Origin of the sequence: Dyadobacter sp. CY327, assembly GCF_021390415.1 — a bacterium.
Taxonomy (GTDB): domain Bacteria; phylum Bacteroidota; class Bacteroidia; order Cytophagales; family Spirosomataceae; genus Dyadobacter; species Dyadobacter chenhuakuii.
Window position 1 is genome coordinate 577,073 of sequence record NZ_JAJUXJ010000001.1, and the last position, 24,540, is coordinate 601,612.

At 45.2% G+C, this 24,540-nt stretch carries 22 protein-coding genes; 16 read left to right on the forward strand and 6 right to left on the reverse strand.

Annotation, left to right across the window (positions count from 1 at the left end; translation table 11 throughout):
- Positions 1–85: 85 nt before the first annotated feature.
- Positions 86–1,576, reverse strand: a complete 1,491-nt coding sequence (locus tag LZG74_RS02470; protein WP_233795061.1) for a M14 family zinc carboxypeptidase — start codon at positions 1,574–1,576, stop codon at positions 86–88.
- Between the two features lie 281 nt (positions 1,577–1,857).
- Between LZG74_RS02470 and hisH the strand changes: the two genes are divergently transcribed.
- The 13 genes from hisH to LZG74_RS02535 all read left to right on the forward strand — a co-directional run bounded on the left by hisH (position 1,858) and on the right by LZG74_RS02535 (position 13,720).
- Entirely contained in the window at positions 1,858–2,448 is a 591-nt protein-coding gene (gene hisH / locus LZG74_RS02475) for an imidazole glycerol phosphate synthase subunit HisH (protein ID WP_233795062.1), read from the forward strand.
- Positions 2,449–2,458: 10 nt separating this feature from the next.
- Positions 2,459–3,181 carry a 1-(5-phosphoribosyl)-5-[(5-phosphoribosylamino)methylideneamino]imidazole-4-carboxamide isomerase gene (gene hisA, locus LZG74_RS02480; protein ID WP_233795063.1) on the forward strand — a complete coding sequence of 241 codons (723 nt, stop codon included), beginning with the start codon at positions 2,459–2,461 and terminating at the stop codon, positions 3,179–3,181.
- Positions 3,182–3,185: 4 nt separating this feature from the next.
- A complete protein-coding gene (gene hisF, locus LZG74_RS02485) occupies positions 3,186–3,959 on the forward strand; it encodes an imidazole glycerol phosphate synthase subunit HisF (protein WP_233795064.1) in 774 nt (257 codons plus the stop codon).
- A gap of 84 nt (positions 3,960–4,043) precedes the next feature.
- On the forward strand, positions 4,044–4,673 hold the full coding sequence (hisIE, locus tag LZG74_RS02490) for a bifunctional phosphoribosyl-AMP cyclohydrolase/phosphoribosyl-ATP diphosphatase HisIE (RefSeq protein ID WP_233795065.1): 630 nt from the start codon (positions 4,044–4,046) through the stop codon (positions 4,671–4,673).
- 13 nt (positions 4,674–4,686) lie between these two features.
- A complete protein-coding gene (locus tag LZG74_RS02495; RefSeq protein ID WP_026631145.1) occupies positions 4,687–5,022 on the forward strand; it encodes a phage holin family protein in 336 nt (111 codons plus the stop codon).
- Positions 5,023–5,081: 59 nt separating this feature from the next.
- Positions 5,082–5,420: a phage holin family protein gene (locus LZG74_RS02500; protein WP_233795066.1), complete on the forward strand. Its 339-nt coding sequence runs from the start codon at positions 5,082–5,084 to the stop codon at positions 5,418–5,420.
- Positions 5,421–5,518: 98 nt separating this feature from the next.
- Positions 5,519–5,941, forward strand: a complete 423-nt coding sequence (locus tag LZG74_RS02505) for a hypothetical protein (RefSeq protein ID WP_233795067.1) — start codon at positions 5,519–5,521, stop codon at positions 5,939–5,941.
- Positions 5,938–6,711: a geranylgeranylglyceryl/heptaprenylglyceryl phosphate synthase gene (locus LZG74_RS02510; RefSeq protein ID WP_233795068.1), complete on the forward strand. Its 774-nt coding sequence runs from the start codon at positions 5,938–5,940 to the stop codon at positions 6,709–6,711. Before LZG74_RS02505 ends, LZG74_RS02510 begins: the two co-directional genes overlap by 4 nt.
- Before the next feature lie 151 nt (positions 6,712–6,862).
- The gene (locus tag LZG74_RS02515) at positions 6,863–7,042 is read left to right on the forward strand and encodes a hypothetical protein (protein WP_233795069.1); all 180 of its coding nucleotides are present in this window, start codon (positions 6,863–6,865) and stop codon (positions 7,040–7,042) included.
- Positions 7,043–7,110: 68 nt separating this feature from the next.
- A complete protein-coding gene (locus LZG74_RS02520) occupies positions 7,111–7,725 on the forward strand; it encodes a hypothetical protein (protein WP_233795070.1) in 615 nt (204 codons plus the stop codon).
- On the forward strand, positions 7,703–11,095 hold the full coding sequence (gene porU, locus LZG74_RS02525; protein ID WP_233795071.1) for a type IX secretion system sortase PorU: 3,393 nt from the start codon (positions 7,703–7,705) through the stop codon (positions 11,093–11,095). Before LZG74_RS02520 ends, porU begins: the two co-directional genes overlap by 23 nt.
- A 104-nt stretch (positions 11,096–11,199) precedes the next feature.
- Positions 11,200–12,360 (forward strand): type IX secretion system outer membrane channel protein PorV, encoded by a 1,161-nt coding sequence (porV, locus tag LZG74_RS02530; RefSeq protein ID WP_233795072.1) that lies wholly within the window; start codon positions 11,200–11,202, stop codon positions 12,358–12,360.
- A gap of 79 nt (positions 12,361–12,439) precedes the next feature.
- Positions 12,440–13,720, forward strand: coding sequence for a pitrilysin family protein (locus tag LZG74_RS02535; RefSeq protein ID WP_233795073.1), 1,281 nt, complete (start codon positions 12,440–12,442; stop codon positions 13,718–13,720).
- Here the strand turns inward: LZG74_RS02535 and LZG74_RS02540 are convergent, their stop codons facing one another.
- On the reverse strand, positions 13,721–15,043 hold the full coding sequence (locus tag LZG74_RS02540) for a deoxyribodipyrimidine photo-lyase (protein WP_233795074.1): 1,323 nt from the start codon (positions 15,041–15,043) through the stop codon (positions 13,721–13,723).
- Between the two features lie 131 nt (positions 15,044–15,174).
- Between LZG74_RS02540 and LZG74_RS02545 the strand changes: the two genes are divergently transcribed.
- Positions 15,175–16,029 carry a DUF1080 domain-containing protein gene (locus LZG74_RS02545; protein ID WP_233795075.1) on the forward strand — a complete coding sequence of 285 codons (855 nt, stop codon included), beginning with the start codon at positions 15,175–15,177 and terminating at the stop codon, positions 16,027–16,029.
- Positions 16,030–16,180: 151 nt separating this feature from the next.
- Here the strand turns inward: LZG74_RS02545 and murA are convergent, their stop codons facing one another.
- From murA to LZG74_RS02565, 4 genes are all read right to left on the reverse strand, one after another.
- Positions 16,181–17,488, reverse strand: a complete 1,308-nt coding sequence (murA, locus tag LZG74_RS02550) for a UDP-N-acetylglucosamine 1-carboxyvinyltransferase (protein ID WP_233795076.1) — start codon at positions 17,486–17,488, stop codon at positions 16,181–16,183.
- Positions 17,489–17,532: 44 nt separating this feature from the next.
- Positions 17,533–18,240, reverse strand: a complete 708-nt coding sequence (locus LZG74_RS02555; protein ID WP_233795077.1) for a DUF4290 domain-containing protein — start codon at positions 18,238–18,240, stop codon at positions 17,533–17,535.
- 118 nt (positions 18,241–18,358) lie between these two features.
- Positions 18,359–20,794 carry a C25 family cysteine peptidase gene (locus LZG74_RS02560; RefSeq protein ID WP_233795078.1) on the reverse strand — a complete coding sequence of 812 codons (2,436 nt, stop codon included), beginning with the start codon at positions 20,792–20,794 and terminating at the stop codon, positions 18,359–18,361.
- Between the two features lie 32 nt (positions 20,795–20,826).
- Positions 20,827–21,336: a dihydrofolate reductase gene (locus tag LZG74_RS02565; protein WP_233795079.1), complete on the reverse strand. Its 510-nt coding sequence runs from the start codon at positions 21,334–21,336 to the stop codon at positions 20,827–20,829.
- A 235-nt stretch (positions 21,337–21,571) separates the two neighbouring features.
- On the opposite strand from LZG74_RS02565, the gene LZG74_RS02570 reads away from it, so the two are divergent.
- Positions 21,572–21,946 (forward strand): PadR family transcriptional regulator, encoded by a 375-nt coding sequence (locus LZG74_RS02570; protein WP_026631159.1) that lies wholly within the window; start codon positions 21,572–21,574, stop codon positions 21,944–21,946.
- A gap of 29 nt (positions 21,947–21,975) precedes the next feature.
- Positions 21,976–24,531 carry a PspC domain-containing protein gene (locus LZG74_RS02575; protein ID WP_233795080.1) on the forward strand — a complete coding sequence of 852 codons (2,556 nt, stop codon included), beginning with the start codon at positions 21,976–21,978 and terminating at the stop codon, positions 24,529–24,531.
- Positions 24,532–24,540 lie beyond the last annotated feature (9 nt).

The window sequence follows — 24,540 nt, forward strand, 5'->3', positions numbered from 1 at the left end:
GTAGACTGTCAATATTACCTCAATGTTACCCCCATGTTATGGCTCAGTTATTTCGGAATGTGGTTTTTCGTTTAAAATCAAGCACTTACTCAATAATCCCGTTTCCTTTTCCGGCTTCATAGTCTTCCAGGTCGTAAACGAAGCCATTGATGACCGCATACTTCACTACGGCGCCTTTTTTGAGGATAAATGTTGCCGTATTGCCTAATCCAGGCGTTCCGGAAGGAGCAGCTTGCCCGCTTCTGAGGACATGCAATGGTGTTGTTGTAAAGTAAAGACCGAGGGCGCGGGTGTTGCTGTCGGATGCAAGACGGACGTAGGTGTAACCTTGTTTGAGGAGGCTTAATGCATTCAGTTTGCTGACTTCGCTTACATTCTTGTATGTCGTGGGATAGACCTTGCCTTTTTCAATGGTTAATCCTTTTGCATCAATTTCTTCACTGCCGAATTGTGGGTGCAGGTCGCCGAAGTCTTCGATTTTGCTGTAATAAAAAAACTTGGTTGCATTGGAATAGCTTACTTCATTCCTGTTAATGCCCAGATCCGCCAGAAACGACTTCCCGGATTGCTTAACTGTCGCATTGCGCACCACGAGATCATAAACCCATCTTCCGTTTTCAGGGATTTTGTAATAATCGTCGCGTTTTTCTTTGGTAAGGGAGTTGTCAGCGATTTTGTCCAATGCCGAAAGGATCGCCATGAAATTGAGCTTCCTTATGTATTGTTTTTCAGGATCGCCTACATAGCCACCGGATTCGATCAGGACCAATGTGGTTCCCCATTTCTGAACATTATCACCAAAGCCACGAGGTTCATGATCGTCGGAATAGCGTGCAACCTGACCGGGAATGTATTTTTGCAAAACCTTATTCATGCCCACGATCAGCTGCATGGAACGCTCGCGGACGGGGTTGATATTCAGCTCGTAATCATAGGAAGTAGCCAGGAACGAAATCGTCGCAACCTTGGCGCTTCTGCCAGCCGAATAGCGTGGGCTCTGGTCGTGGAGGTTGAAGCCGTAATCGGGTTTCAGTTGATCCACCAAACCTTTCAGCACCACTGCTTCGGGCGTTTGCCGGGAAGCGGCATCCCGGTTCATGTCGATGCCCTGCATGGTGCGGCGCTGGTAACGTTCGGCGCCGTCGGGGTTGAGCATGGGGACAAAATACAATGTTGTTTTTTCGAGCAACTCTTTCCGGAAATCGTCGAAACCATCGTTTTTGCCTTCTAAAAAATTAAATATATCAAAGCTCGCCATGGTTGCAGTAGGTTCATCGCCATGCATTTGAGTCCATAGGAGCACTTTTTTCTTGCCCGTGCCGACTTTGATCATTTGTAACGTCCTGCCTTCAAACGACTGGCCGACAGTTTCGATCTTGTAAAGCGGGTTACCCTGGCGCTTGGCGATGAGCGGAAGAATGTCTTTTTGTTTGAAGCGGCGCTGTGTTAATGTAGTCTCGCGGTAAGTGTCGTGCACTTTAAAAAGCCGGTTCGGCAGCTCGTCAGACTGTGCCTGGGATGTAACGGTGGTCAAGGTAATTAGAAAGAAAAATAGTTGTGAAATGATAATGCGCATGATCGTACAAAGCCGTTTTGTAATCGCAATGTACAAGAATTTTCTAAGCAAATTTTAATGTAATATTTGTTCGTATGCTTTCTACTTTTAGCAAATATTACTTACATTTGTGCATGTTTAAAGCTGAAACAAATCATCATTTTCATCAAGGCCATCTGGCTTTCGGACGTCTTGGGTGATGTGTTTTTGCAAGTAGTGTTGTAATAAGGTTGAATACATAGTATCCCAGAAGCCCGATTTTCAAAATCGGGCTTTTTTTGTTTTGCCTCAAATCACATTGGATGAAAACAGTCATTATTAAATACAATGCAGGCAATGTGCAGTCGGTCATGTACGCCCTCGACCGCATTGGCGCAAGTTACCTGTATACGGACGACGTGGAAGAAATCCGGTCGGCGGATAAGGTCATTTTCCCGGGTGTGGGCGAGGCCAGCACAACGATGAACTACTTGCGCAAAGTGGGCTTGGATAAAGTCATCCCGACATTGAAGCAGCCTTTTTTCGGAACTTGTATCGGCATGCAGCTCATGTGCCGGTTTTCGGAGGAAAATAACACGGAATGCATGGGGATTTTCGATGTGGACGTAAACCGGTTCCCTGCAACACCGGACTTAAAGGTGCCGCATATGGGATGGAACAACATTACAGGCTATAAAACTCCGCTTACCACGGGTTTGCCCGACAATGCTTATGTTTACTTCGTGCATAGTTATGCCGCGCCGGTTTGCGAGTACACGGTTGCCAGCTGCGAATATGTGCTTCCGTTCAGTGCTATGCTGCATAGGGACAACTTTTATGCAGCGCAATTTCACTGCGAAATCAGCGGCGACGCGGGGCAGCAGATCCTGAAAAACTTTTTAGACATTGTTTAAACCCTTTGAAATGATTGAAATAATACCAGCCATTGACCTGATCGAAGGAAAATGCGTGCGCCTTACCCAGGGAGATTATGGACAAAAAACCATTTACAATGAAAACCCGCTCGAAGTAGCGATGCAATTTCAGGATGCCGGATTGAAACGTTTACACCTGGTGGACCTGGACGGAGCAAAAGCCAAGAAAGTGGTTAATTGGAAGGTTTTGGAAAAAATTGCTTCTAAAACTACGCTGCACGTTGATTTTGGCGGAGGTGTTCAGTCGGATGATGATTTGAAAGCGGTTTTTGAAAGTGGTGCCAAACAAGTTACCGGCGGAAGCATTGCGGTGAAAAATCCGGAGCTTTTTATGAATTGGATTTCGGTTTACGGGGGCGAAAAGATCATTCTCGGAGCCGATGCGAAGAAAGAGAAAGTGGCAGTAAGCGGCTGGGAAGAGGGGACGGAGATCTGGGTTTACGATTTTGTGGAGAATTATGTTGATAAAGGTGTTAAATACACGATCAGCACGGATGTGGCGAAGGATGGTTTGCTGCAAGGCCCATCGTTTGACCTATATAAAAATTTGCAGGACAAATGTCCCGACCTGAAAATTATTGCTAGCGGAGGAATAAGTGGGTTGGCAGATGTGGAAAAGCTGGCCGAAATGAACATTTACGGTGTGATCATCGGGAAAGCAATTTACGAAAACCGGATCAAGCTGAGCGAGTTACAGCGTTTTTTGAATTAAAATTATGCTAACAAAACGAATAATCCCATGTCTGGATGTAAAGGACGGGCGAACAGTGAAGGGCGTTAATTTCGTCAATCTTCGCGATGCGGGCGACGCGGTGGAATTGGGAGCATTATACGCGGCCCACGGCGCGGACGAGCTTGTTTACCTGGACATTACGGCCACGGTTGACGGCCGTTCCACATTCATTGACCTTGTGCGGAAAGTGGCGCACACCATTAACATTCCATTTACGGTAGGCGGCGGGATTTCCTCTATTGCGGACGTTTCTGCATTGCTGCATGCGGGTGCGGATAAGGTTTCGATCAATTCGGCGGCGGTAAAAAATCCGGATCTCATCAACGAGCTTTCGCTGGAATTCGGAAGCCAGTGCATTGTGGTTGCGATTGACACGCGTTACATTGAAACGGAAAACGGGCAGGAGCACATTGTCCACACGCATGGCGGGCGTAAACCAACCGAACTCCGGACCATTCCCTGGGCAAAAGAAGTGGAAGACCGTGGTGCCGGCGAAATTTTACTGACTTCTATGGACACGGACGGAACCAAGGCTGGTTTCGCTTTGGAGCTTACTGCAACCATCAGCGGAAATGCGAACATTCCGGTGATCGCTTCCGGTGGGGCGGGAAATATGGAGCACTTTTACGATGTTTTTACTGCCGGAAAAGCCGATGCGGGCCTGGCGGCAAGCATTTTCCACTTTCGGGAGATTGATATTCCGGATCTGAAAAAATACCTCCATGATAAAAACCTGCCTATGCGTATGACGCGCTGAGGCGGGAGGTTTGTCAACTATTACCGGCAACATTCTTTAAAATAGCCGGAAAGAATGCAACTTTGTCCAAATGACTAAACTACAATGAGCGAGACTTTTTCAACTATTGACTTTAATAAATCCCCGGACGGGCTTATACCGGCTATTATTCAGGATATCAACACCAACAAAGTGCTGATGCTCGGTTACATGAGCCAGGAAGCACTTGAAAGAACGAAGGAACTGGGGACCGTGACGTTTTTCAGCCGCAGCAAGCAGAGGCTCTGGACGAAAGGCGAAACTTCCGGCAACTTCCTTTTTGTGAACGAGATAGCTGCTGATTGCGACGGGGATACCATCCTTATTAAGGCGACTCCCGCTGGCCCAACCTGCCACACCGGAGCAGATACATGCTTTGGGGAAAAAAATAGTCAGGATACCCGAATCGGGGAAGCATCTTTTCTCAATTACCTTCAAAAGGAAGTGATCCGGGAAAGAAAATTAAACCCCCTGGACGAGTCATACACCAGCAGCCTGTTTCGTAAGGGGATCAATAAAATAGCGCAGAAGGTGGGAGAAGAGGCAGTGGAAGTTGTGATAGAATCCAAGGATGACGATGCGGATCTTTTCAAAAATGAAGTATCCGATTTGCTTTTTCACCTGCTCGTCCTTTTGGAGCAGAAAAACATTGACTTAGATGAGGTAATTGGCGTACTTCGTAGCCGTCATCAATAAAAATAACCTGCTTATGAAATTAATAATACGTCTGTTAATCAGTACATTAGCAATTTTACTTGCTGCCAAGTTAATTCCGGGAGTTGTTGTGGCGAGCACAACCACCGCCATTATTGTGGCTATTGTGCTGGGGATTTTAAACACATTTTTGAAACCCGTATTGCAGATTCTCGCACTGCCGATCACGATCATGACATTGGGACTATTCTATTTTGTTGTGAACGTTTTCATCATTTACCTTGCCACCTATCTTGTTTCCGGGTTTTCTATAGACGGGTTCATTCCCGCACTGCTTTTCGGTTTCGTCGTTTCTATCATTTCAGGTATTCTTGGTATGTTTTTGGATTAGTGTCAAGTCCAGCTCCGTAAGAGCCTTAAATTGATACACATGATTGAAAACTACTGCTTATGCTTAGTCAACTAGAGGAAATTAAGGACACGCTTTTTAAGTACTTCGAGACCCGTATCGATCTTTTTAAAATCGAAACAAGGGACAAGATCGAACGTGCGGTTGTAATGGGGCTTTATAGCGCCATTCTGCTTTGTATCGCGCTTACAGTGCTTATATTGATGGTAATTCTACTCGGGACGTTCCTGAACAAATGGCTCGACAGCGATTATCTGGGCTATCTGATTCTGTTGGGCGTGTTCATTTTAAAACTGGTAATCTGGATTGTCTTCAGAGAAAAGCTGATTCAGTTTATCCGTGGAATTATCGTTCGTTTTGTCAAAATAAAAGAGGATTAACACTTTTGAAATAATATTTTGGGGAAAAATTCACTCAAATTGCTATTTTTGGGTTCCTTTTGAAAATTTCTCAGGTTCATCATTAAACTAAAAATGAAATGAGTGCTTCAATAGATTCTTCCGTAAAGATCACCAAACCATTCTCATCTGATACGGATAAGGATAAGCAAGACCTACTGCTCGACGCGGATTTATATAAGGACAAGCTTGAATTACAGTGGAGCGGTTTGAAAACGAACGCTACCGAATATGGAAAGAAAGCATTGATTATCGGCGGTGTGGTGGCAACCACATATGTTGTAATGAATGCGATTTTACCAAAAAATAAGAAAGACGAAAGGGCGGCAGAGGAAGAGGCTGAGGCATATGAGCGAGCTCAGGCATTCAAGGCAGGAGAGGCGAAACAGAAAAGCAAATTTGCGGTTGGAGCAGCCGTTCAAAGTTTAGCCTGGACGTTGGCAGTAGGGTGGGCGCGCCAGAAGCTTAAACATTTAATTGCAGATGATAGAAAAATCGAATGAAAACAGCGAATCATAAAATCGCAGACCTCCTTTCAGCAAGAAAAATAGAGAAAAGGAAATCGTTTGCTGTTCTCTTGGATCCTGACAAAATTAATTTTTCAACATTTCCGAAATTCCTGGAATTCGCGGTTGAGCATGGCGTTGACTTTTTTTTCGTAGGAGGCAGCCTCATTACCAATTACGCGATTGACCAGCTTATTGCCGCTATACACGAGCACACGAACATTCCTGCTATCCTTTTCCCCGGAAGCAGCCTTCACATCGATCCTTCCGCCGACGCGGTCCTTTTCCTTTCCCTGATTTCAGGGCGCAATCCGGAACTTCTTATTGGTCAGCATGTTATAGCGGCGCCGTTGTTGAAGAGAAGCGGAATTGAAGTTTTGCCTACCGGTTATCTATTAATCGAAAGCGGAAAGCTCACAACCGTTTCATATATCAGTAATACTACACCCTTACCAAGGGACAAGCCTGGCATTGTAGCTTGTACAGCATTAGCGGGAGAATTTTTGGGCCTCAAACTCATGTTCCTGGACGCAGGCAGCGGCGCACAATTCCCGGTTACATCCGAAACCATCAGAGCTGTCCGCGAAACCGTGGACACACCCATCATCGTAGGCGGCGGCATCGATTCGTATGAAAAAGCGGATGCCGCACTGGGCGCGGGAGCCGACGTAATTGTAGTCGGTAACGGAATAGAACAAAACCCGGACCTGCTTCCCGAAGTTGCAGCCTGCGTAAAGGCTTTCAATAGGAAAACAGAAAGCGTTTAAGGAAACAATAGGAGATTTTATTGTACAAAATAAAGGGATTTGGGTGTTTTCTAAGGAAATTTTAAGTTCTTGGAAAAATACAATAGCAAACGTTAGGAACATTCGATTTAATCCTGCTACATTTGTATCGAACCTTAATTACACCCAAGAAATGAAAAAAATATTTGCACTTGCGTTCGTTGCCGGGATGGTAACTTTCGCTGCTTGTACTAGCAAACCAGCTGACGAATCTGCTGATACTACTGCTGTAACTGTTGAAACTCCTGCTGTTGATACTGCAATGGTTGATACAATGGCAACAGATTCAGTTGCTGCTGATTCAGTTAAGTAATTAGACGTACAAGTCGAAATTCGTGAAAAGCGCTATGAAAATAGCGCTTTTCTTTTTTTATTTAAGGAATGAAAAACATATCCTTCGGCCTCCATGTTCCCCAGGCGGCAATCGCATATTGCGAGGAGTTACACCAGGTTTATAAGTTTGATTTCTTTCTCTCCCGGCCACGCCGCACCAGATTGGGCGATTTTACAGTTCGTCCGCGCTGCACTCCCAGAATAACGGTTAATGTTAATCTCAATCCCTACAATTTTCTGATCACGTATCTACACGAAGTGGCACATTGCGTGGTGCATTTGAATTATAAAGTCCGGCTGAGAAAGCGTGTTGCGCCGCATGGAGTGGAATGGAAGCAGGAGTTTAGTAAATTGTTGCAGCCTGTCCTGAACGAAAATCATTTTCCGGCAGATATTCTTGATGCATTAATACGTTATGCTAAGAACCCGAAGGCGTCAACTGGCGGTGACCTGATTCTGTATAGTGCAATCCGCAAATACGACAGTCAGGAGCTGAATGCATCAAGGATAGCATTGTTTCAGCTTCATGAAGGAAGTAATTTCGTGTTTCAGAACAGGTTATTCGTCCGTGGATCGCTCAGAAGGACACGTGTGCTTTGCACGGACAAAGCTTCCCAGCGTCTTTACACCATTCCAGCCCATGCATTGGTTGAAGCATGTTAATGTGCGTGATCGCCTGATCCATTCAGTGTTATGCTGTTTGGGATTACTCATTTCTTTTTCTTCAAAAGCACAGGAAAAATCTATTCTTTCAAGCGGTAATTGGTTCAAGTTGGCAGTTACGGAAACGGGCATTCACCGTATGGACGCAGCTTTTTTTAAAAAGCTCGGCATTAATGCATCAGAAATTGATCCCAGGCAAATCCAAATTTACAGCCAGCAAGCAGGAATGCTGCCGCAGGCTAATAATGCATTAAAATCCAATGCATTGCTGGAAAGTGCGGTTTGGGTTGCAGGAGAGGCCGATGGCAAGTTTGATGGAAACGACGCGGTTTACTTCTTTGCCGAAAGCCCGCACGAAATCTTATACGATTCTGCAAAGGCAGAGTTGAAGCATCAGATTAACACATACACCGATTCCAACTATTATTTCCTGACCTATGGACAGCAAAATGGCCTCAGGGTGAAGCCTTTGGCGGCACTTGCTTCTTTGAATGGCGAAGTGATTAATCAGTTTGATGACTATTGGTTTCATGAAACTGAAAAATACAACCTGCTTAAATCAGGCAGGGAATGGTGGGGCGAATATTTGAATAATACGCCGCTTGCCGTCACGGCGAACATTCCCGGCATTGTTCCGGCGTCGAAAATACAGCTGCGTACTTCTGCGATTGGTGCAGCACAGATCGCCACCAAATTTCTTTGGCAACTGAATGGCAAGCAAGTAGGAGAGTCTGCCATTGGAACCGTAAGCGCCGGAACTTATGACATCAAAGCATTACGGTCCGATGCAACATTTACAGTAAATGCAGACAATGCGCCGGCGGCTGTGTTTAATATCGCTGTAACCTACGAACGAAACGGGCAGAATTCCGCACAGGGATATCTGAATTACATGGCGTTGCATTTGAAACGACAATTGCGCCGCTACGATAATCAGCAGGTTTACAGGTTTTTACCGGAAATTGCTGACACGGTTACTTATGAATTCGCAAATGCAATTCCAGAATGGCAGCTCTGGGATGTGACCAATCCGCAGGTTTCATCAGTCGTGAATCAAAATATCCGGAACAGCACATATTCATTTACAACAAGAGGCGGGAAGCGTAGCAGGCAATATATAGGCTTTCTTGCAAGCCAGGCGATTGAGCCGGTCTTTTTGCAAAAAATTGATCCGCAGAACATTATCAGCAATGCTACGCCAGACTTCCTGATTGTTACACCCCCGGCATTCAGGCAAGCTGCTGAAAGGCTGGCTGCATTCCGCGAAAGTAATGATGAGCTGGAAACGCTGGTTGTGACTACGGACGAGATTTACAATGAATTTGGAGGAGGAAAGCCCGATCTGACCGCGATAAGGGACTTTGTAAAACACCTTTATGATAAAAAGCCTGAGAAGCTGAAATATCTGCTTTTGTTCGGTGATGCGACATTTGATTACAAAAATCTTTTACAAAATCAATCGGAGTCGCAGCAGCGGCTTTGGGTGCCGGTTTACGAAAGCAGAGAGTCTTTAAATCCGGTTTACACGTATTCTTCCGATGACTATTTTGGTTTCATGAAGGATGGCGAGGGCGCATGGCAGGAATCAGCTTCTGGTGATCATACGATTGACATCGGGGTAGGAAGACTTCCGGTCAAAACATTGGCTGAGGCGGAGCTCAGTGTGGACAAATTGATCCGCTATGGTTCGTCGGGCCGTGGTTTTGGGAATTGGCGGAACACCGTTCAGTTTGTTGCTGACGACGGCGATGGTAACATTCACCAGCGTCACGCGGACGAGCTGGCGACATTGCTTCAAAACGATTTTATGCCTTCACGGGTGTTCATTGATGCATTTCCGCAAAATACAGGTGCAGAAGGACAAAAGGCGCCAGCGGTAAATCAGGTTATCAACAAAAAGATTAACGAGGGCACATTAATCCTGAACTACACGGGTCACGGGGGCGTGAGCGGCTGGGCGGAGGAACAGGTGCTGACGCTGGCAGATATGCAATCGGCGCGCGGGATAGATAATTTACCACTGCTTTTTACAGCGACTTGCGATTTTGGTCGTTACGATGATCCCGGGCTGGTTTCGGGCGCAGAATTGATGGTTTTAAGTCCGAGAGGCGCGGCCATTGGCGCCATCAGCACGACGCGGCCGGTTTATTCCAGCACCAATTTCACGCTTAGCAAAGCATTTTATGAAGCTTTGGTTAATAAAGATCCGAGCCGGAGATTAGGCGATCTTTTCAAAGAAACCAAAAACAAAGCGCTGGTAGGAAGCCTGAACCGCAATTTTACATTGCTTGCGGATCCGTCGATGAAGCTCGCCCGGGCTCAGAAAGCAATCCGATGGGCAGAAAAGCCGGATACATTGCGTGCATTGCAAAAAGTGAAGCTGAAAGGGCAGGTGTTTGACGCAGTTACAACATTAAAGGACAGCAAGTTCGAAGGCATTGCACGCATTGTAATATATGATAAGCAAACCACATTCAAAACGCTGGGTAATGAAGGCAAGCCGGAAACTTATTCAGAGTTTCGCAGCAAATTGTTCGATGGCAGTGTAAAGGTGATAGGAGGGGAATTTATTTGTGAGTTTGTCATGCCAAAGGATATCGATTATCGCATGGGAATAGGCAGGGTCAACGTCTATGCTGTTCAGTCAGACAGTCTTGGTGACGCCAGTGCACAGCTGAGTGTTACCATTGGCGGCAGCGCTATCCCCGAAATCGACAACACGCCGCCGCAACTTACGGCCTATGTGAACGATCCGTCGTTCAGGGATGGCGACGTTATTGAGCCGTCGGGCAACTTATACATTTCTGCCAGCGACGAAAATGGGATCAGTATTTCAAATGCGGGGATCGGGCATGATATCACGATGGTTGTCAATGACACGATGTCGGTTAACCTGAACGAATACTACACAGCAGATACGGGTGATTACCGCAAGGGCGTCATCAATTATCCGTTTGAAAACTTACCAACCGGTAAATATGTAATTAGAGTAAAAGTCTGGGATACTTATACTAACTTCTCAGAAATTGCGTTCGGTTTTCAGATAGGTGCATTCAAGGGCATCAAACTCAACACGCTGAAAGTATATCCAAACCCATTTGAAAAAGATTTGTCATTTGAACTGACACATAACAGGGAAAATGATGATGTCGAAATAGTTTTTAATATATTATCAAACAATGGGCAGTCTCTGGGACATTTCCGCAGACAATATTTCAACATTGAGTCAACCGTTAAAGAAACATTTGACGCTACTCAATCAGGATATTGGATACCGAAGCTTACTTCTCTTATTTACCAGTTAAGCATCAGGTCCTTAAAAGATAATTCCAGCGACCAGCGGTCCGGTAAGTTGGTCCGTTCTCCTTAGTTTAATAAAACTTATCATTTTTTTAGTAATAACTATCTTTCATTGTATTTTTGACCCTTTAAAGAAGCTGATTCAAAGCACTTCCTATCGCAAATCCAATTTCTATGAGACTATTTTTTGTTAGTTTATCTTCTCTCTTTATTCTATCAACGGGTGCAATTTTGGCCCAAACCACACCATCAAGCACACAAAGGATTCCTCATTCCCCGCTTTCATTCTTAACATTTGCCCCGGACGCAAGAAGCGCTGCGATGGGGGAAGCCGGGGTCGCACTTAGTCCCGATGCCAATGCTACTTACTGGAATGCCGCCAAGCTTCCTTACAATACGAAAGACATAGGTGTATCTGCATCATATACGCCTTGGCTCAGGAACCTTGTAGACGATATGTGGCTGGGTTACCTCACAGGATATAAGAAATTGGGTGACAAGCAGGCTGTTGCACTTTCGGTTAACTATTTCAACAATGGCGAGCTGGATTTGAGAACTTCCACTGGTGCTCAAAACGGATATTTTACTTCGAGAGAACTTGCAATCAGCGGAACTTATGCACGCCAGCTAGGTAAAAATTTCTCGCTGGGCTTAACATTGAAATACATTTCTTCAAACCTTGCAGGAAAAGCGGTTATTGACCAAATTTCACTGAATCCTGCTCGTGTAGCAGCGGGTGATATCAGCGCATATTACCGCAAGCAAATGAGAAACGAAGAGACAGGCGGTGACTTCACATGGTCGCTTGGGGCGGTACTTTCCAACCTGGGTGGTAAAGTGAATTACGGTGCAGGAACTGATACTGAGAACTTTATCCCTACTAATCTTAAACTGGGTGGTGGAATTTCTTTCTCAGCAGACGGACGCAACCGTTTCAATTTCGTTGCTGACGCAAGAAAACTAATGGTGCCAACTCCGGACGGAACCAACATCAATTCCCGTCCGCTGCTTAATGGCGTGTTCGGATCATTCTCGGATGCTCCTGATGGGTTTAAAGAAGAATTGCAGGAAATCGGATTGGCAGTTGGTGCTGAATATTGGTATAATAACATCTTCGCACTTCGCGCCGGTTATAACTCAGAACATAAGAACAAAGGCGACCTGAAATATTTCACAGCAGGCGCAGGAGCTCATTTTATGGACAGATATTCAGTTGATTTTGCTTATCTTTTCCCAGTTACACAAGGAAGCCCGTTGGCTCAGACACTTAGAATCACACTTTCACTTGGCCTTAACAAGTCGGAGAAACTGGACGTAAGCGATACAGAGAACTAACAGAATTCAGAATTTAGTTTTTTCAGAACGAATGGCGTAATTGTAACGTCATTCGTTTTTTATTACTCAACCATTTCACATGACCATTGACCGTACTATCGCCCCCGAATTCAGAGTTATAAATGCTGTAAACCTGCCAGATCCGCAAACTTATACACTTGATAACGGGACTTCCCTGCATGTAATCAATATCGGAGATCAGCCGGTGATCAGGCTTGAAGTTATTTTTGAAGCGGGGAATTGGTATGAAAGTGGAATCGGTGCGTCATTCTTTGCGATCAAAATGCTTTCGGAGGGAACGCGTTCGAAAGCATCTGCGGAAATCAGCGAGGCCTTTGACCGGATCGGCGCATTTACGGAAATGACGCATACTGCCGACCGTATAGGAATCGTCGTTTATGCACTTTCCCGTTTTTTACCGGAGGTTTTGCCCCTGGTAAGCGAGCTGATCCATGATGCCGTTTTCCCAGAAAAGGAGTTTGAAGACCTTCGAAATATTAATATTCAAAATCTGCGGGTTAATAAGGAGAAAAATGCTTACCTGGCAACGACTGCATTCCGTGCAAAGCTGTTTGGCAGCAATCATCCTTATGGCCAGAGCCAGGAAGAAGAAACGATTTCTGCACTTTCCATCGAAACGGTCAAAGAGCATTATCATAACTTCATTAAAAACGGAAAATTTACGGTCGTTCTAGCTGGGCAGGTTGGCGAGGAGGATATAAAAGTGGTCAACGAGCAGCTCGGGAAAAGCCAGACTGAGGCATCTGTTGCGCCATTAAAGAATTTTGTACAATCTCATTATATCGATACAGAAGTGCTTGTAGAGAAGCCTGAGAGCGTGCAGTCATCCATCCGAATGGGAAGGAAACTGTTCAACCGTCATCATGCTGATTATTTTAAAATGCTGGTAACCAATGAAATACTAGGTGGTTATTTCGGATCCAGGTTAATGAAAAACATCAGGGAAGAAAAAGGTTTGACGTACGGCATTTCTTCGCATCTGGTAACATTGCGCAAAGAAGGTTACTATATGATCGGGACGGATGTGAAAAAGGAATTTACCCAACAAACCATTGACGAAATCAAGAAAGAGATATACAAACTGCAAACCGAGCCGGTAGGCGAGGAGGAGTTGCAAACTGTAAAGAATTTTATGGCAGGAGAATTCGCCGGATCTTTGAACACCGCGTTTGAAGTAGCGGACCGTCAGAAAATCCTGCTTCTCGACGGATTGCCAACAGATTTTTTCAAACATTACATTGACCAGATCCACGCAACCACAAGCGAAGATGTGCTTGCTATGGCAACACAGTATCTGAAACCTGAGGATATGCTTACTGTAATTGCCGGCGGAAGGTGATTAAGACTTGTCCAATGCCTTTTTATAGGCTTTGAGACATCTTTCCCGCGCCATTTTGTGGTCTACCATGGGTTCCGGATATGCATCAGTGCCAAATTCCGGGACCCATTTTTTAATGTATTCTTCATCCGGGTCAAACTTTTTTGCCTGTGCTTCCGGGTTGAAAATCCGGAAGTAAGGGGCCGCATCTGTGCCTGAGCCAACCGCCCATTGCCATCCGCCATTGTTTGCTGCCAGGTCGTAATCCAGCAGTTTTTCTGCGAAATAAGCTTCCCCTAAGCGCCAGTTCAACAGTAAATGTTTGGCAAGAAAACTTGCTGTAACCATTCTGACGCGGTTGTGCATAAAGCCAATGGCATTCATCTGCCGCATACCCGCATCCACCAGCGGATAACCCGTCTTACCGTCACACCATTTCTGGAAAGCTTCTTTATCATAACCCCAGTTAATGTCGTCATATGCAGCACGGAACGCTTTGCCTTTTCCTACATGCGGGAAATTATAGAGAATTTGCTGATAGAATTCCCGCCAGATCAGTTCGTTAAGATAAAGGCTACTATGGTCTTTGGCAAATCGCGCCAGCTGGCGAATGCTCACTGTTCCAAATCTTAAATGTATGCCGATTCGGCTTGTGGCCTCCATGGCAGGGAAATCCCTTCCTTTTTCATAGTTTTCGAGCAATTCGGCTGGGATTTGGCTAGATGGGAAATCTGTGTCCGTGGGCTGAAAGCCCATTTCTTCCAGCTTTGGAATTGCGTCGCCTTTCCATTGTAAAAAGTTTTTGAAATACTTTTTGTTAGGGTAAGAAGACAAATAAAAGTCATTGCATTTTTGCTTCCACATGCGGCTATAAGGCGTGAAAACAGTGTAAGGCGTGTTTTGGCCGGTTAAGATCTCTTTTTTTTCAAAAATCACCTGATCCTTGTAGGCTTTCAGCTGCGCATTTTTTGCTTGAAGAATTTTGTTTACCGCTGTGTCCCGTTCGGTGGCATAAGGCTCATAATCTGTGTTGGTAACGGCCTCGGCAATGTCATATTTTTCACTTAATTCTTTCCAGACATCGGTTGGATGACCATAAAATACCAGAATGTCAGAGCCAAGATCACGCAATTGTTTTTGTAATTCTAGAACCGTCTGATGAATGAACATTAGGCGCTTATCTTGCTTATTTTCAAGATCATCCAGGATTGTTTTGTCAAATATAAACAAAGGAACAACCGGATGCTCACTGCGCAATGCATAGTATAAACCTGCATTATCATGCAGCCTTAAATCCCGGCGAAACCAAAATATTGTGATCTTTTCTTTTGTTTTTAAGCTCATGTTTTACAATTGCAAGAATAGTATGCCAAACGGATAAAGGCTTGTGATAAATACGGAGGAAAGAATTTTTTGGATGCCCCGGATTTGTAACAATCGTCTGTTTACTTTGTGGTCTCATTAATCCTTGATCCATGAAATTACAACTTACATTACTTTTCAGCATGATAAGCTTTATCGTTTTCGGTCAGAAAAATGCCGATAAACAGGAATGGAAGCAGCTTTTTAACGGCAAGAACCTCGACGGCTGGGACATTAAAATACGTGGATATGAACTGAACGACAACTACCTGAACACATTCCGGGTGGAAGATGGCAAAATGGTTGTGCGTTATGACAAGTATGACGACTTCAAGCAAAAATATGGTCACATTTTCTATAAAGGAGACTTTTCATACTATCGTATTTCCGTGGAATATCGCTTCGTAGGCGAGCAAGCACCTAAGGGCGAAGGCTGGGCATGGCGCAACAGCGGAATCATGGTGCACGGCCAGCCGGCTGCAACGATGGGAAAAGACCAGGATTTCCCGGCCTCCATTGAAGTGCAGCTGTTGGGTGGAAATGACAAAACCCGCACGACCTGCAACCTTTGCACGCCAGGAACCAATGTGGTGATGGACGGGAAACTGATCACACAACATTGCGTGAATTCCAAATCACAAACCTACAATGGCGATCAATGGGTAAAAGCAGAAGTGCTTGTACTGGGCGATTCGCTAATCCAGCATTTTGCAAATGGAGAAATGGTTTTGGAATACAACAAACCACAAATTGGCGGAGGCAATGTAAGCGGCCATGATCCGTCGCTGATGATTGCCGGAAAATTACTGGATCACGGTTCCATCTCACTACAAAGCGAAAGCCATCCTGTGGAATTCAGGAAGGTTGAAATCCTGGATTTGAAAGGCTGCATGGACCCTAAGGCGGTCAATTATAAGTCTTACTATGTGAAGGCAGATAATAGTAAGTGTAGTTACGGGAAGAAGTAGGGTGTTGTAGCAGGGCCCAGCGGTCGGCCGCCTGGCAAAGGAGCCTGTCTGCCTGAGCCGTTAATAGCCCTGTCAGCCTGAGCGGAGTCGAAGGCGCGGTACCAAGGAGTAACGCGCCTTCGTCTCCGCTCAGGCTGACAGGACAAGAGCCTTACAACCTAATGATCTCAGCTCCAATAGCATTCAACCTACCATCAATGTTCTGATAACCACGGTCGATTTGCTCGATGTTATCGATAATGCTGATGCCTTTTGCGGATAGTGCTGCGATGAGTAGCGCTACTCCGGCGCGAATGTCGGGAGAGGTCATGCGGATGCCGCGGAGTTGTGTTTCCCGGTTATGTCCGATTACGGTTGCACGATGCGGGTCGCAGAGAATTATTTGTGCGCCCATTTCAATTAATTTATCTACGAAAAACAGACGGCTTTCAAACATCTTCTGATGGATGAGCACTGTTCCCTGTGCCTGTGTGGCTGTTACCAGGATAATGCTCAGCAAGTCCGGTGTAAAACCTGGCCACGGTGCATCGGCAACAGACATGGTTGAGCCATCCAGAAAGTTTTCAATGCGGTAATGTTCCTGTGCGGGAATAAAAATATCATCGCCCTGGAATTCCATTTTGATCCCGAGTCTTTGAAAAACATCGGGAATGATGCCCAATTGCGCGATCTGGCAATCCTTGATCGTTATTTCGGATTGTGTCATAGCAGCTAATCCAATAAAGCTGCCAATTTCAATCATATCAGGAAGCATTGTATGTTCTGTTCCGCTGAGCTGGCTAACGCCTTCTACGACAAGCAGATTAGAAGCAATTCCTGAAATTTTGGCGCCCATTCTGTTCAGCATTTTACATAACTGCTGCAAGTAAGGTTCGCACGCGGCATTGTAAATGGTGGTTGTGCCTTCCGCCATCACGGCTGCCATCAGAACATTGGCTGTTCCGGTAACAGACGCTTCGTCAAGCAGCATATAAGCGCCTTTCAAATTGGTCGCATCAACTTTATAAAAACCACCATCTTCTTCGTCGTAACTGAATTGCGCACCTAATTTTTCAAAACCTAAAAAGTGCGTATCTAACCTGCGACGGCCTATTTTATCGCCGCCCGGGCGCGGGATTCTGCCTTTGCGGAAACGTGCCAGCATAGGGCCAAGCAACATGACCGATCCACGCAAGGCGGCTGCTTTTTGCTTATAAGACTCCGATTCCAGGTGATCCAGATTGATATCAGCTGCTTCAAAGCGAATCGACGACTCACTCAGTCTTGTTTGACGGACACCCAGGTCTCTAAGGAGATTGATAAGCTGATTTACATCCCGAATGTTAGGAATGTTATGAATTGTTACCGGTTCTTTGGTCAAAAGCACTGCGCAGATAATCTGCAATGCCTCGTTTTTTGCGCCTTGGGGAACAATAGATCCTTTAAGCCGTCTATCTCCGGTTATTTTAAATGAAGCCATATTTGAATGTGGGGCAATTGACTGGATAAAATGAAACCTGGATGTTAGATTCCAGGTTTTTTACGGTTATTCCGGTTGTTATTATTGTTGTTGTTACCGCTGTTGTTCCGGCCCGAGAACTTGTTATTGGGCCTGTTTCGGTTGGAGTTGCCCTGGTTGTTGTTCCCTCCCTGCCGTTCCGCATTGTGGCCCGACTGGGCTTTGAAGCCTCCGGCGCCGTTGCCCTGGCCTTGATGGCTGTTTCCGCGGTTGCGCTCCTGACTGCTATTATTGCGATCTTTCGGTGCTGCCTCAATAGGCCCGTTAGCACGGATATAGTCGATTTCTTCTTTTAGCTGGCCTTTGCTAAGTTGTTCCAGCTGGCCCAATAAAACGTGATCTTCCGGATTGTCCTTATTCCAGGTGTTGAAAAAGGAGCGCATGAGGCGGAAAATATACGAGACAAAAGCCAGTTTATCTTCTTTACTCTCCGTATTTATAGCTTTTTCAAGCAGCAGGTCAATGTTTCGGCCGTAATGGCGATACATTAGATTTTGCTGGTTATAACCAACTGTCAAAGGTTTTTTACCTAATGCTTCTGGTGAAGGCGGCGGGAACGGACTATCAACGTCCAATTCAAATCCGGAAATAATGTACAGGTCATCCCACAGTTTATTGGTGTAATCCTGGTTATCCCTCATGTTCGGATGGATCTGACGCATGAGCTCAACCAGAATGTGCGCATAAAGGTTGCGTTTTGTCCGATCTTCCATCTTAACGATGTGATCAGCAAGTTTTTGTACGTTACTACCGTATTCTTTCAAGTGGATAAGTCATTTTTATAATCAACAAAAATAAGAAGTTTTTACGGAAAGAAAAGGATGACTGCGGTTAATGGAGCCAAATCAATTTTCCTTGCAGGGCGTTTTGAGCTGCCGGTGAAATTGTTCTGTTTCCAAGATCCAATTTCAGTTTGTATATATAAACGCCGGATGGCAGGTTTTTGGGATGCCAAAACCATTCGTTTTCTCCATAATGTGCTGAAAACAACATTTCGTCCACTTTTCTTCCCCACAAATCATAAACCAGCAAACTCACTTTTTCGGGAGATGGCAATGGTTCAAATTCGACAGAGAACCGGAACCATTCATTGGAAGGGTTTGGTGAAACATGTATGGCTGCAATGTCCGGTAATGTGGCTGATGTTGTGTCTGAAATTGATGCTGAATCTTTTGGGAAAATACGGATTGCAGGATCGCCATGGAGCACCATTTGCTGTGCGGTGATGATGGCCGTTATGTTTTTTTGTTTAATTAAATTCCTGCGGATGGCTTCATTTTGTATGAGACCAAATGCCTGATGAGTAAAATTAGAATCGCCCAGAACTTCGTAAAAGCTATCTGTATAATGTTTTAAATCAGTTGATAAGCCATTGAATGTATGTGCCAGAAACAGCACAGCGCCTTTGTTCGGCGTAAGGATCCAGTCGCTGCTCAGCGTTTTGGTAGAGTAGAAAATGCTTCCCGCCGCACAGCCATTGACAATGATCGCCGGATAACGCGGATGATTGGCAATGTTGGCTTTGGAATCGCTGGCTAACCCGATATCCATGTCCGTCACGTCCAGGCTCGAATGCCCAAACAATGTAATCAGTCCGACACCCTTGTTAACGGGAATGTGCGCCGGAATCTTTTCAACCGGATCAGTGGTCTGCTTTGATATTGTTTCAAAATGGGCTGCTAATGTTGAATGCGCCAATTTTTGCTCAAAAGATTTTACATAATCCAAGAAAACGGCGATCTCACCAGTGGTTCGTCCTCCGCTCAGATGAAGAATATTTTTCCGCCACTTTGCCGTTAGCGGTTCCGATTCTACGGCCTTAACTTTCAGCAAATAATCATAGACATGGTGCGAATTCAATGCATTCAGCCGTCCAATAGGCACAATCGGGTTCAAGCCGGATGCAGAGTCCGTTCCCATCACCAGCGCAATGTCCGATCCCGGCCAGCCAGCATTAGGAACCATATCCAATGTCCGCGCATCAACTGATTTTCTCACAGCTTGCGGGTCAACAGATCGGCCGATTAAGAACACGAATTTCAAATTTCCGGCTTCTGCAATCCAGGAAATCAAATTCCTGATCCCCGCCGGCCCTGGCTCACCGTAATTAAACTGATCATAAATGTCCTCGCTATGCAAAATCAGCGGTTTGAACCCGCCGCCCTGCTTAGAAGCGCGATAAGCAGCGTAAGCCGCAACAGGATCAGCATCGGCAACAGAGATCCGAACAGCCGGATGTGTAATGATTAAATAGTTAAATCTTTGCGGGTCAATGTCTGTAAATTTGACCAGCCGCGGTTTGGGAATGTTCATTGGCTTGATTGGTGCGAAATCATCATTTAAGATCCTTTGCGGATAGTGCAGCTTAGCATAAGACAAAGAAAAAGAGCCCTCGTTTTCGGCTGGGACCAACGTGAGCCTAAATTCACTTTTACTCATAACGTCCGCTGAATCCAGAAACGCTTTGCATATTATGGATTCAAAATCTGTAAAATTGAATGTGCTGATTTTTCTCTTCAAACCTGACTGATCAGACGACCAAAGCGAAAAAGCATGGTTGCCAGCCGATCTTCCAACCAGAACGAGCTCTATTTTAGCTTTTGAGAATTTGTCAAGACAGGCATTGTTAATATTGAATGAAAAGGGATAGGCGGCATTATTTTTAATCTCAGGGCCTGTCCAGCCTTCACCCACGTCGTAGCCAGAAAGCGCTGAGCCATCATTAAAGCCGCTTTCCGGCGGATAAAACTTTCCGGGCGCATAATGGGATACGAAGAGTTTCTCCACTTCTGCAAGGCGATAATCAAGCGAATCCTGGGTTGGAACATTGAAATTCACTCGCTTACCCGGAATGCCGACAGCATTATGTGTTAAGAAAAATGCGCTGGTGTCGGAATAGAGGCTGTAATGTGGATGGGGAATTGAATTGGGTTTAATGTAAAGCGCACTATCCAATGCGCCATCGTTCCTTTGTCCTTGAAAAATGATCTCAATATTATTCTGCTCGTCGGTGCTTATTTGAATAGGAACTTCTTTTCCGCGCCGAAACATTTGAAATGAAGCGGACTGTCTGCTATCCAAGGGAAAGCCGGCCTGCCGGAGCTCTGCATTGGTAATTTTGTGAAAACCGTTTTCGACAACCGGAATGCGCAGATAAGTCTGTGAAGCAACCATCCATTCGTTGCCGAACGATTTTTGAGCTAATAGTGATGCCGGTTGCACTATCCAGAACATAAGAAATAGCGTGTGTTCGAAAAATTTGTCCATACTGAAAACAGATGAACAGGCTGCGTACGTCCTTAACCGGTGTTTTTTCTTTCATAAACATTCATCGAAAAGGAGTAAGCATGCTGCTCGTCTTTTTCATGAAATTCAGAACTGATCAGATCCCAATCATCCTGGTTCACAACCGGAAAAAATGCGTCGCCCTCAACCTGTGCGTGTACAATGGTTAGATATAGTTTTTGCGCGAGCGGCAGCATTTCCAAAAAAACAGAAGCTCCGCCCAATACAAATACGGCGTCTTCGCCAGAAAGTAACGCCAGTGCAGAAGAAATATCTTTTGCATACACCTTATCAGGCGCACTTGTATCTGGCTGGCTGGAAGAAAGGATCACGTTTTTATAAGTCGAATGCAGCGCGTCAGGTGCTTCAAAACTTTTACGGCCCGTTATAAAAGCTTTCCCATCCGTCACTTTCCGGAAGTGTTTCCACTCGTCCGGCAGGTGCCAGGGTAAGCTGTTGTTCTTTCCGATGACCCGGTTTTCGCTCATGGCGGCGATGATATAAAGCTGAGTTTGTGTTGCCAATGCAGTTAGATTTGAATTCAATTATTTATAAAATATATTCTAAAATAATAAGGCCAGATATATTAAATATATTTTGCGCCGGTCAGCATTCAAAATGACCATTCATCCTAACAGCTAAATCTTTTTAACATGGTACCTTGCATCACAAAGTACCTGTGTATACCTTTGTTAAATCAGAAGGCCAATCCTATCTGTTAGCCATGAACTGTTACATATAATTAACACATGAAACCACATGAATATTGAAAATGCCCAAGTGCAGATGCGGAAGGGAATTTTGGAATTCTGCATCCTGCACATCATATCCCGGGGCGAAGTATACGCTTCGGATATGTTGGATGAGCTGACTTCTGCACGCATTATGGTGGTGGAAGGCACGCTTTATCCGCTTCTTACCAGGTTAAAAAATTCTGGCTGGCTGGATTATAAATGGGTGGAGTCCTCCTCGGGCCCGCCAAGAAAATATTATGTTTTGACTGATGAGGGGAAAATATTCCTGGATGCAATGCAAGCCACCTGGTTTGAACTGGCGGAGTCTGTGCAAACTGTTATTCACCGCACAGAGGAATTGAGCAAAACGGCCTCTTCCAATCTTCCCGAACCTAACTGATCATTTAGAGACATTCGATTATTACAATCATGAAAAAGACAATCAGCATAAATATAGGCGGCATCATCTTCCATATCGAGGAAGATGGGTATGAAAAACTGAAAGGCTACCTATCTTCCATCCAGAAATACTTCTCGTCTTTTGCAGACAGCAAAGAGATTTTATCGGACATTGAAGGAAGGATCGCAGAGCGGTTTTTGAACAAACAAAAAGCAGAAGCTAAGCAGGTTATCTCCCTTTCCGACGTAGACGAGCTGATCGCTGCCATGGGAACGGTTGCTGATTTCGAAGCCATCGAACAGGCGGAAGACATCCTTGCCGATCCATTGGAATCTGCCGCTTCCAAAGGTTATGCACCAAGGGAAGAAACATATTCATCTGCTTCATCTTCCTCATCGTCGTCATATAGCGCGCCTAAAACAGAACCTGCACCATTCGCTGCCCCTAAAAAACTTTACCGCGATTTGAAACGCAAGCTTTTGGGCGGTGTTGCGGCCGGGCTTGCACATTACTTTACGATTGATCCGCTTTGGGTAAGGCTTGCATTTTTGTTCTTTGTCATTGGCTTACCGGCAGGTTCGGGAATGATGAATCTGAATATGGAAGATGAATTCGGACCGTTTTCTGGCTTTATGGTGCTGGTTTACATTGCGATGTGGGTTGCTTTTCCGGGTTCTACAACTTTGGAAGAAGATACAAAAATCAAAAAGTTCTACCGCGATCCGGACCGCAAAGTGGTGGGTGGTGTTGCGGCCGGTGTAGCATCTTATTTTGGTGTGGATCTGGGCGTTGTGCGGTTTCTTTGGGTGTTGTCGATCCTGCTTTTCGGAACTGGTGTGCTGGTTTACATCATCCTTTGGGTCATTGCCCCGGTTGCGAATACACTAACCGAGAAAATGGAAATGCAAGGCGAGCCTATCACGTTATCCAACATTGAATCCAACATTAAACATGGCTTAAACCTCGACGAAAAAACAGGTGAGGAACATATCGTAACAAAGATTTTCCTCTTTCCCTTTCGTGCAATCGCATTGGTAATCGGTGCGTTGGGAAGGATGTTGAAAGGATTGGGGCCTATTATCCGGATTCTGATCGGTGCATTCCTGGTGGCAACGGCGGTTATGGGGCTATTGGGGCTGATCATTGCTGGCGGTGTAGCTTTGGGCGTGACAAGTTCCGCAGCATTTGACAATTTGCCGCTTCCCTTCCTGATTTTTCAAGAATTACCAAGCGTTCTGATTTTGTCAGGATTTCTTGTGTCAGCCATTCCATTGGTTACGTTCCTTTTACTAGGTCTGACGCTTATTTCTAACAAAAGAATTGTTGGAGGCTCAGTTTGGCTGACATTGCTCGGCCTTTGGATTGTTGGAATTATCGGGGCTACGATTGGTGGAATTTCTTACCAAAGAAATTTTGCAAAAAGAGGTGAAGTGGTTCAATCCGTATCTTATCCAGCACCCTCCGGAACGCTTACACTTGATTACAACTATATTAATGATGAGGAAAATGTGGATGTTGGTATCCGTCTGGTTGGATATATGGCAACTTCGGACAGTATCAGGTTGGATAAAACATTATATGCAAGGGGGCGCAGCCGCCAGGATGCGGAGAAGAATGCAAGCGAGTTAGCGTATGATATAGATGTGAAGGATTCCGTTTTTATTTTTAAAGAAGGCCCCATATTGGCAGGACATGGCCCGTTTCGGGATCAGCGGATCGATCTTGCGCTGCATATTCCATTTAACAAACCATTTGTTATGAAGCGCGATTTCTACTTTACCATGAATCGCTGGGATCAGAAAACGACAGACCGCTATGACCTTGATAACGATGAAGTTGATTTCAACACATTGAAATGGGAAATGCGTCAGGATTCAGGCTTGATTTGTGTGAATTTGCCTGCTAAGTTCCTGAAAAGCGATACGGAGGAGAATAATGAAAATGCCGGCTACTCATTTGATTATGAGGACAACAGCGATCTTGAACTCGGCGAGCGTGGCAATTACAGCAAGCAGTTTCCAGTAGGGGATTTTAATAAAATAGACATAGGCGGCGCTTATTCGATCATTATCCGTCAGGGAAATGAGTACAATGTAACAGCAGACAGCGAAGAACCGGCAGACGTGGATGACCTTAAAGTGTATGTGGAAAATGGCACATTACGTGTCACCAGAAATAAGGAATTCAGTCTTTTTGATTCTGATAAATGGAAAAGGATCGGCTTGGTGATCACGATGCCGAAGATCGAAAATCTGTCTCTTTCAGGTGCTAACAAAACGTTGGTAAGCGGCTTTACAGGTCTGGGCAAATTGGCAGTGGACATATCCGGCGCTTCAAAATCGGAAATTAATGTTGAGGCGGATCAATTGGAAGTGAGTATTTCAGGTGCTTCCAAAGCAACATTAAAAGGATCTGCGCGGTCGGTAAATCTGGATGCATCCGGCGCCTGCAAGTTGGATGCCGTGGGACTGAACATTCAGACAGCCGATGTGGACGCTTCGGGCGCCTCCAAAGTGGAGTTGGGAAGAATTCCAAGTATCAGACGTCACACGAGTGGCGCCAGCAAGATTAATGTTCAGGAATAGTTGGCCCGA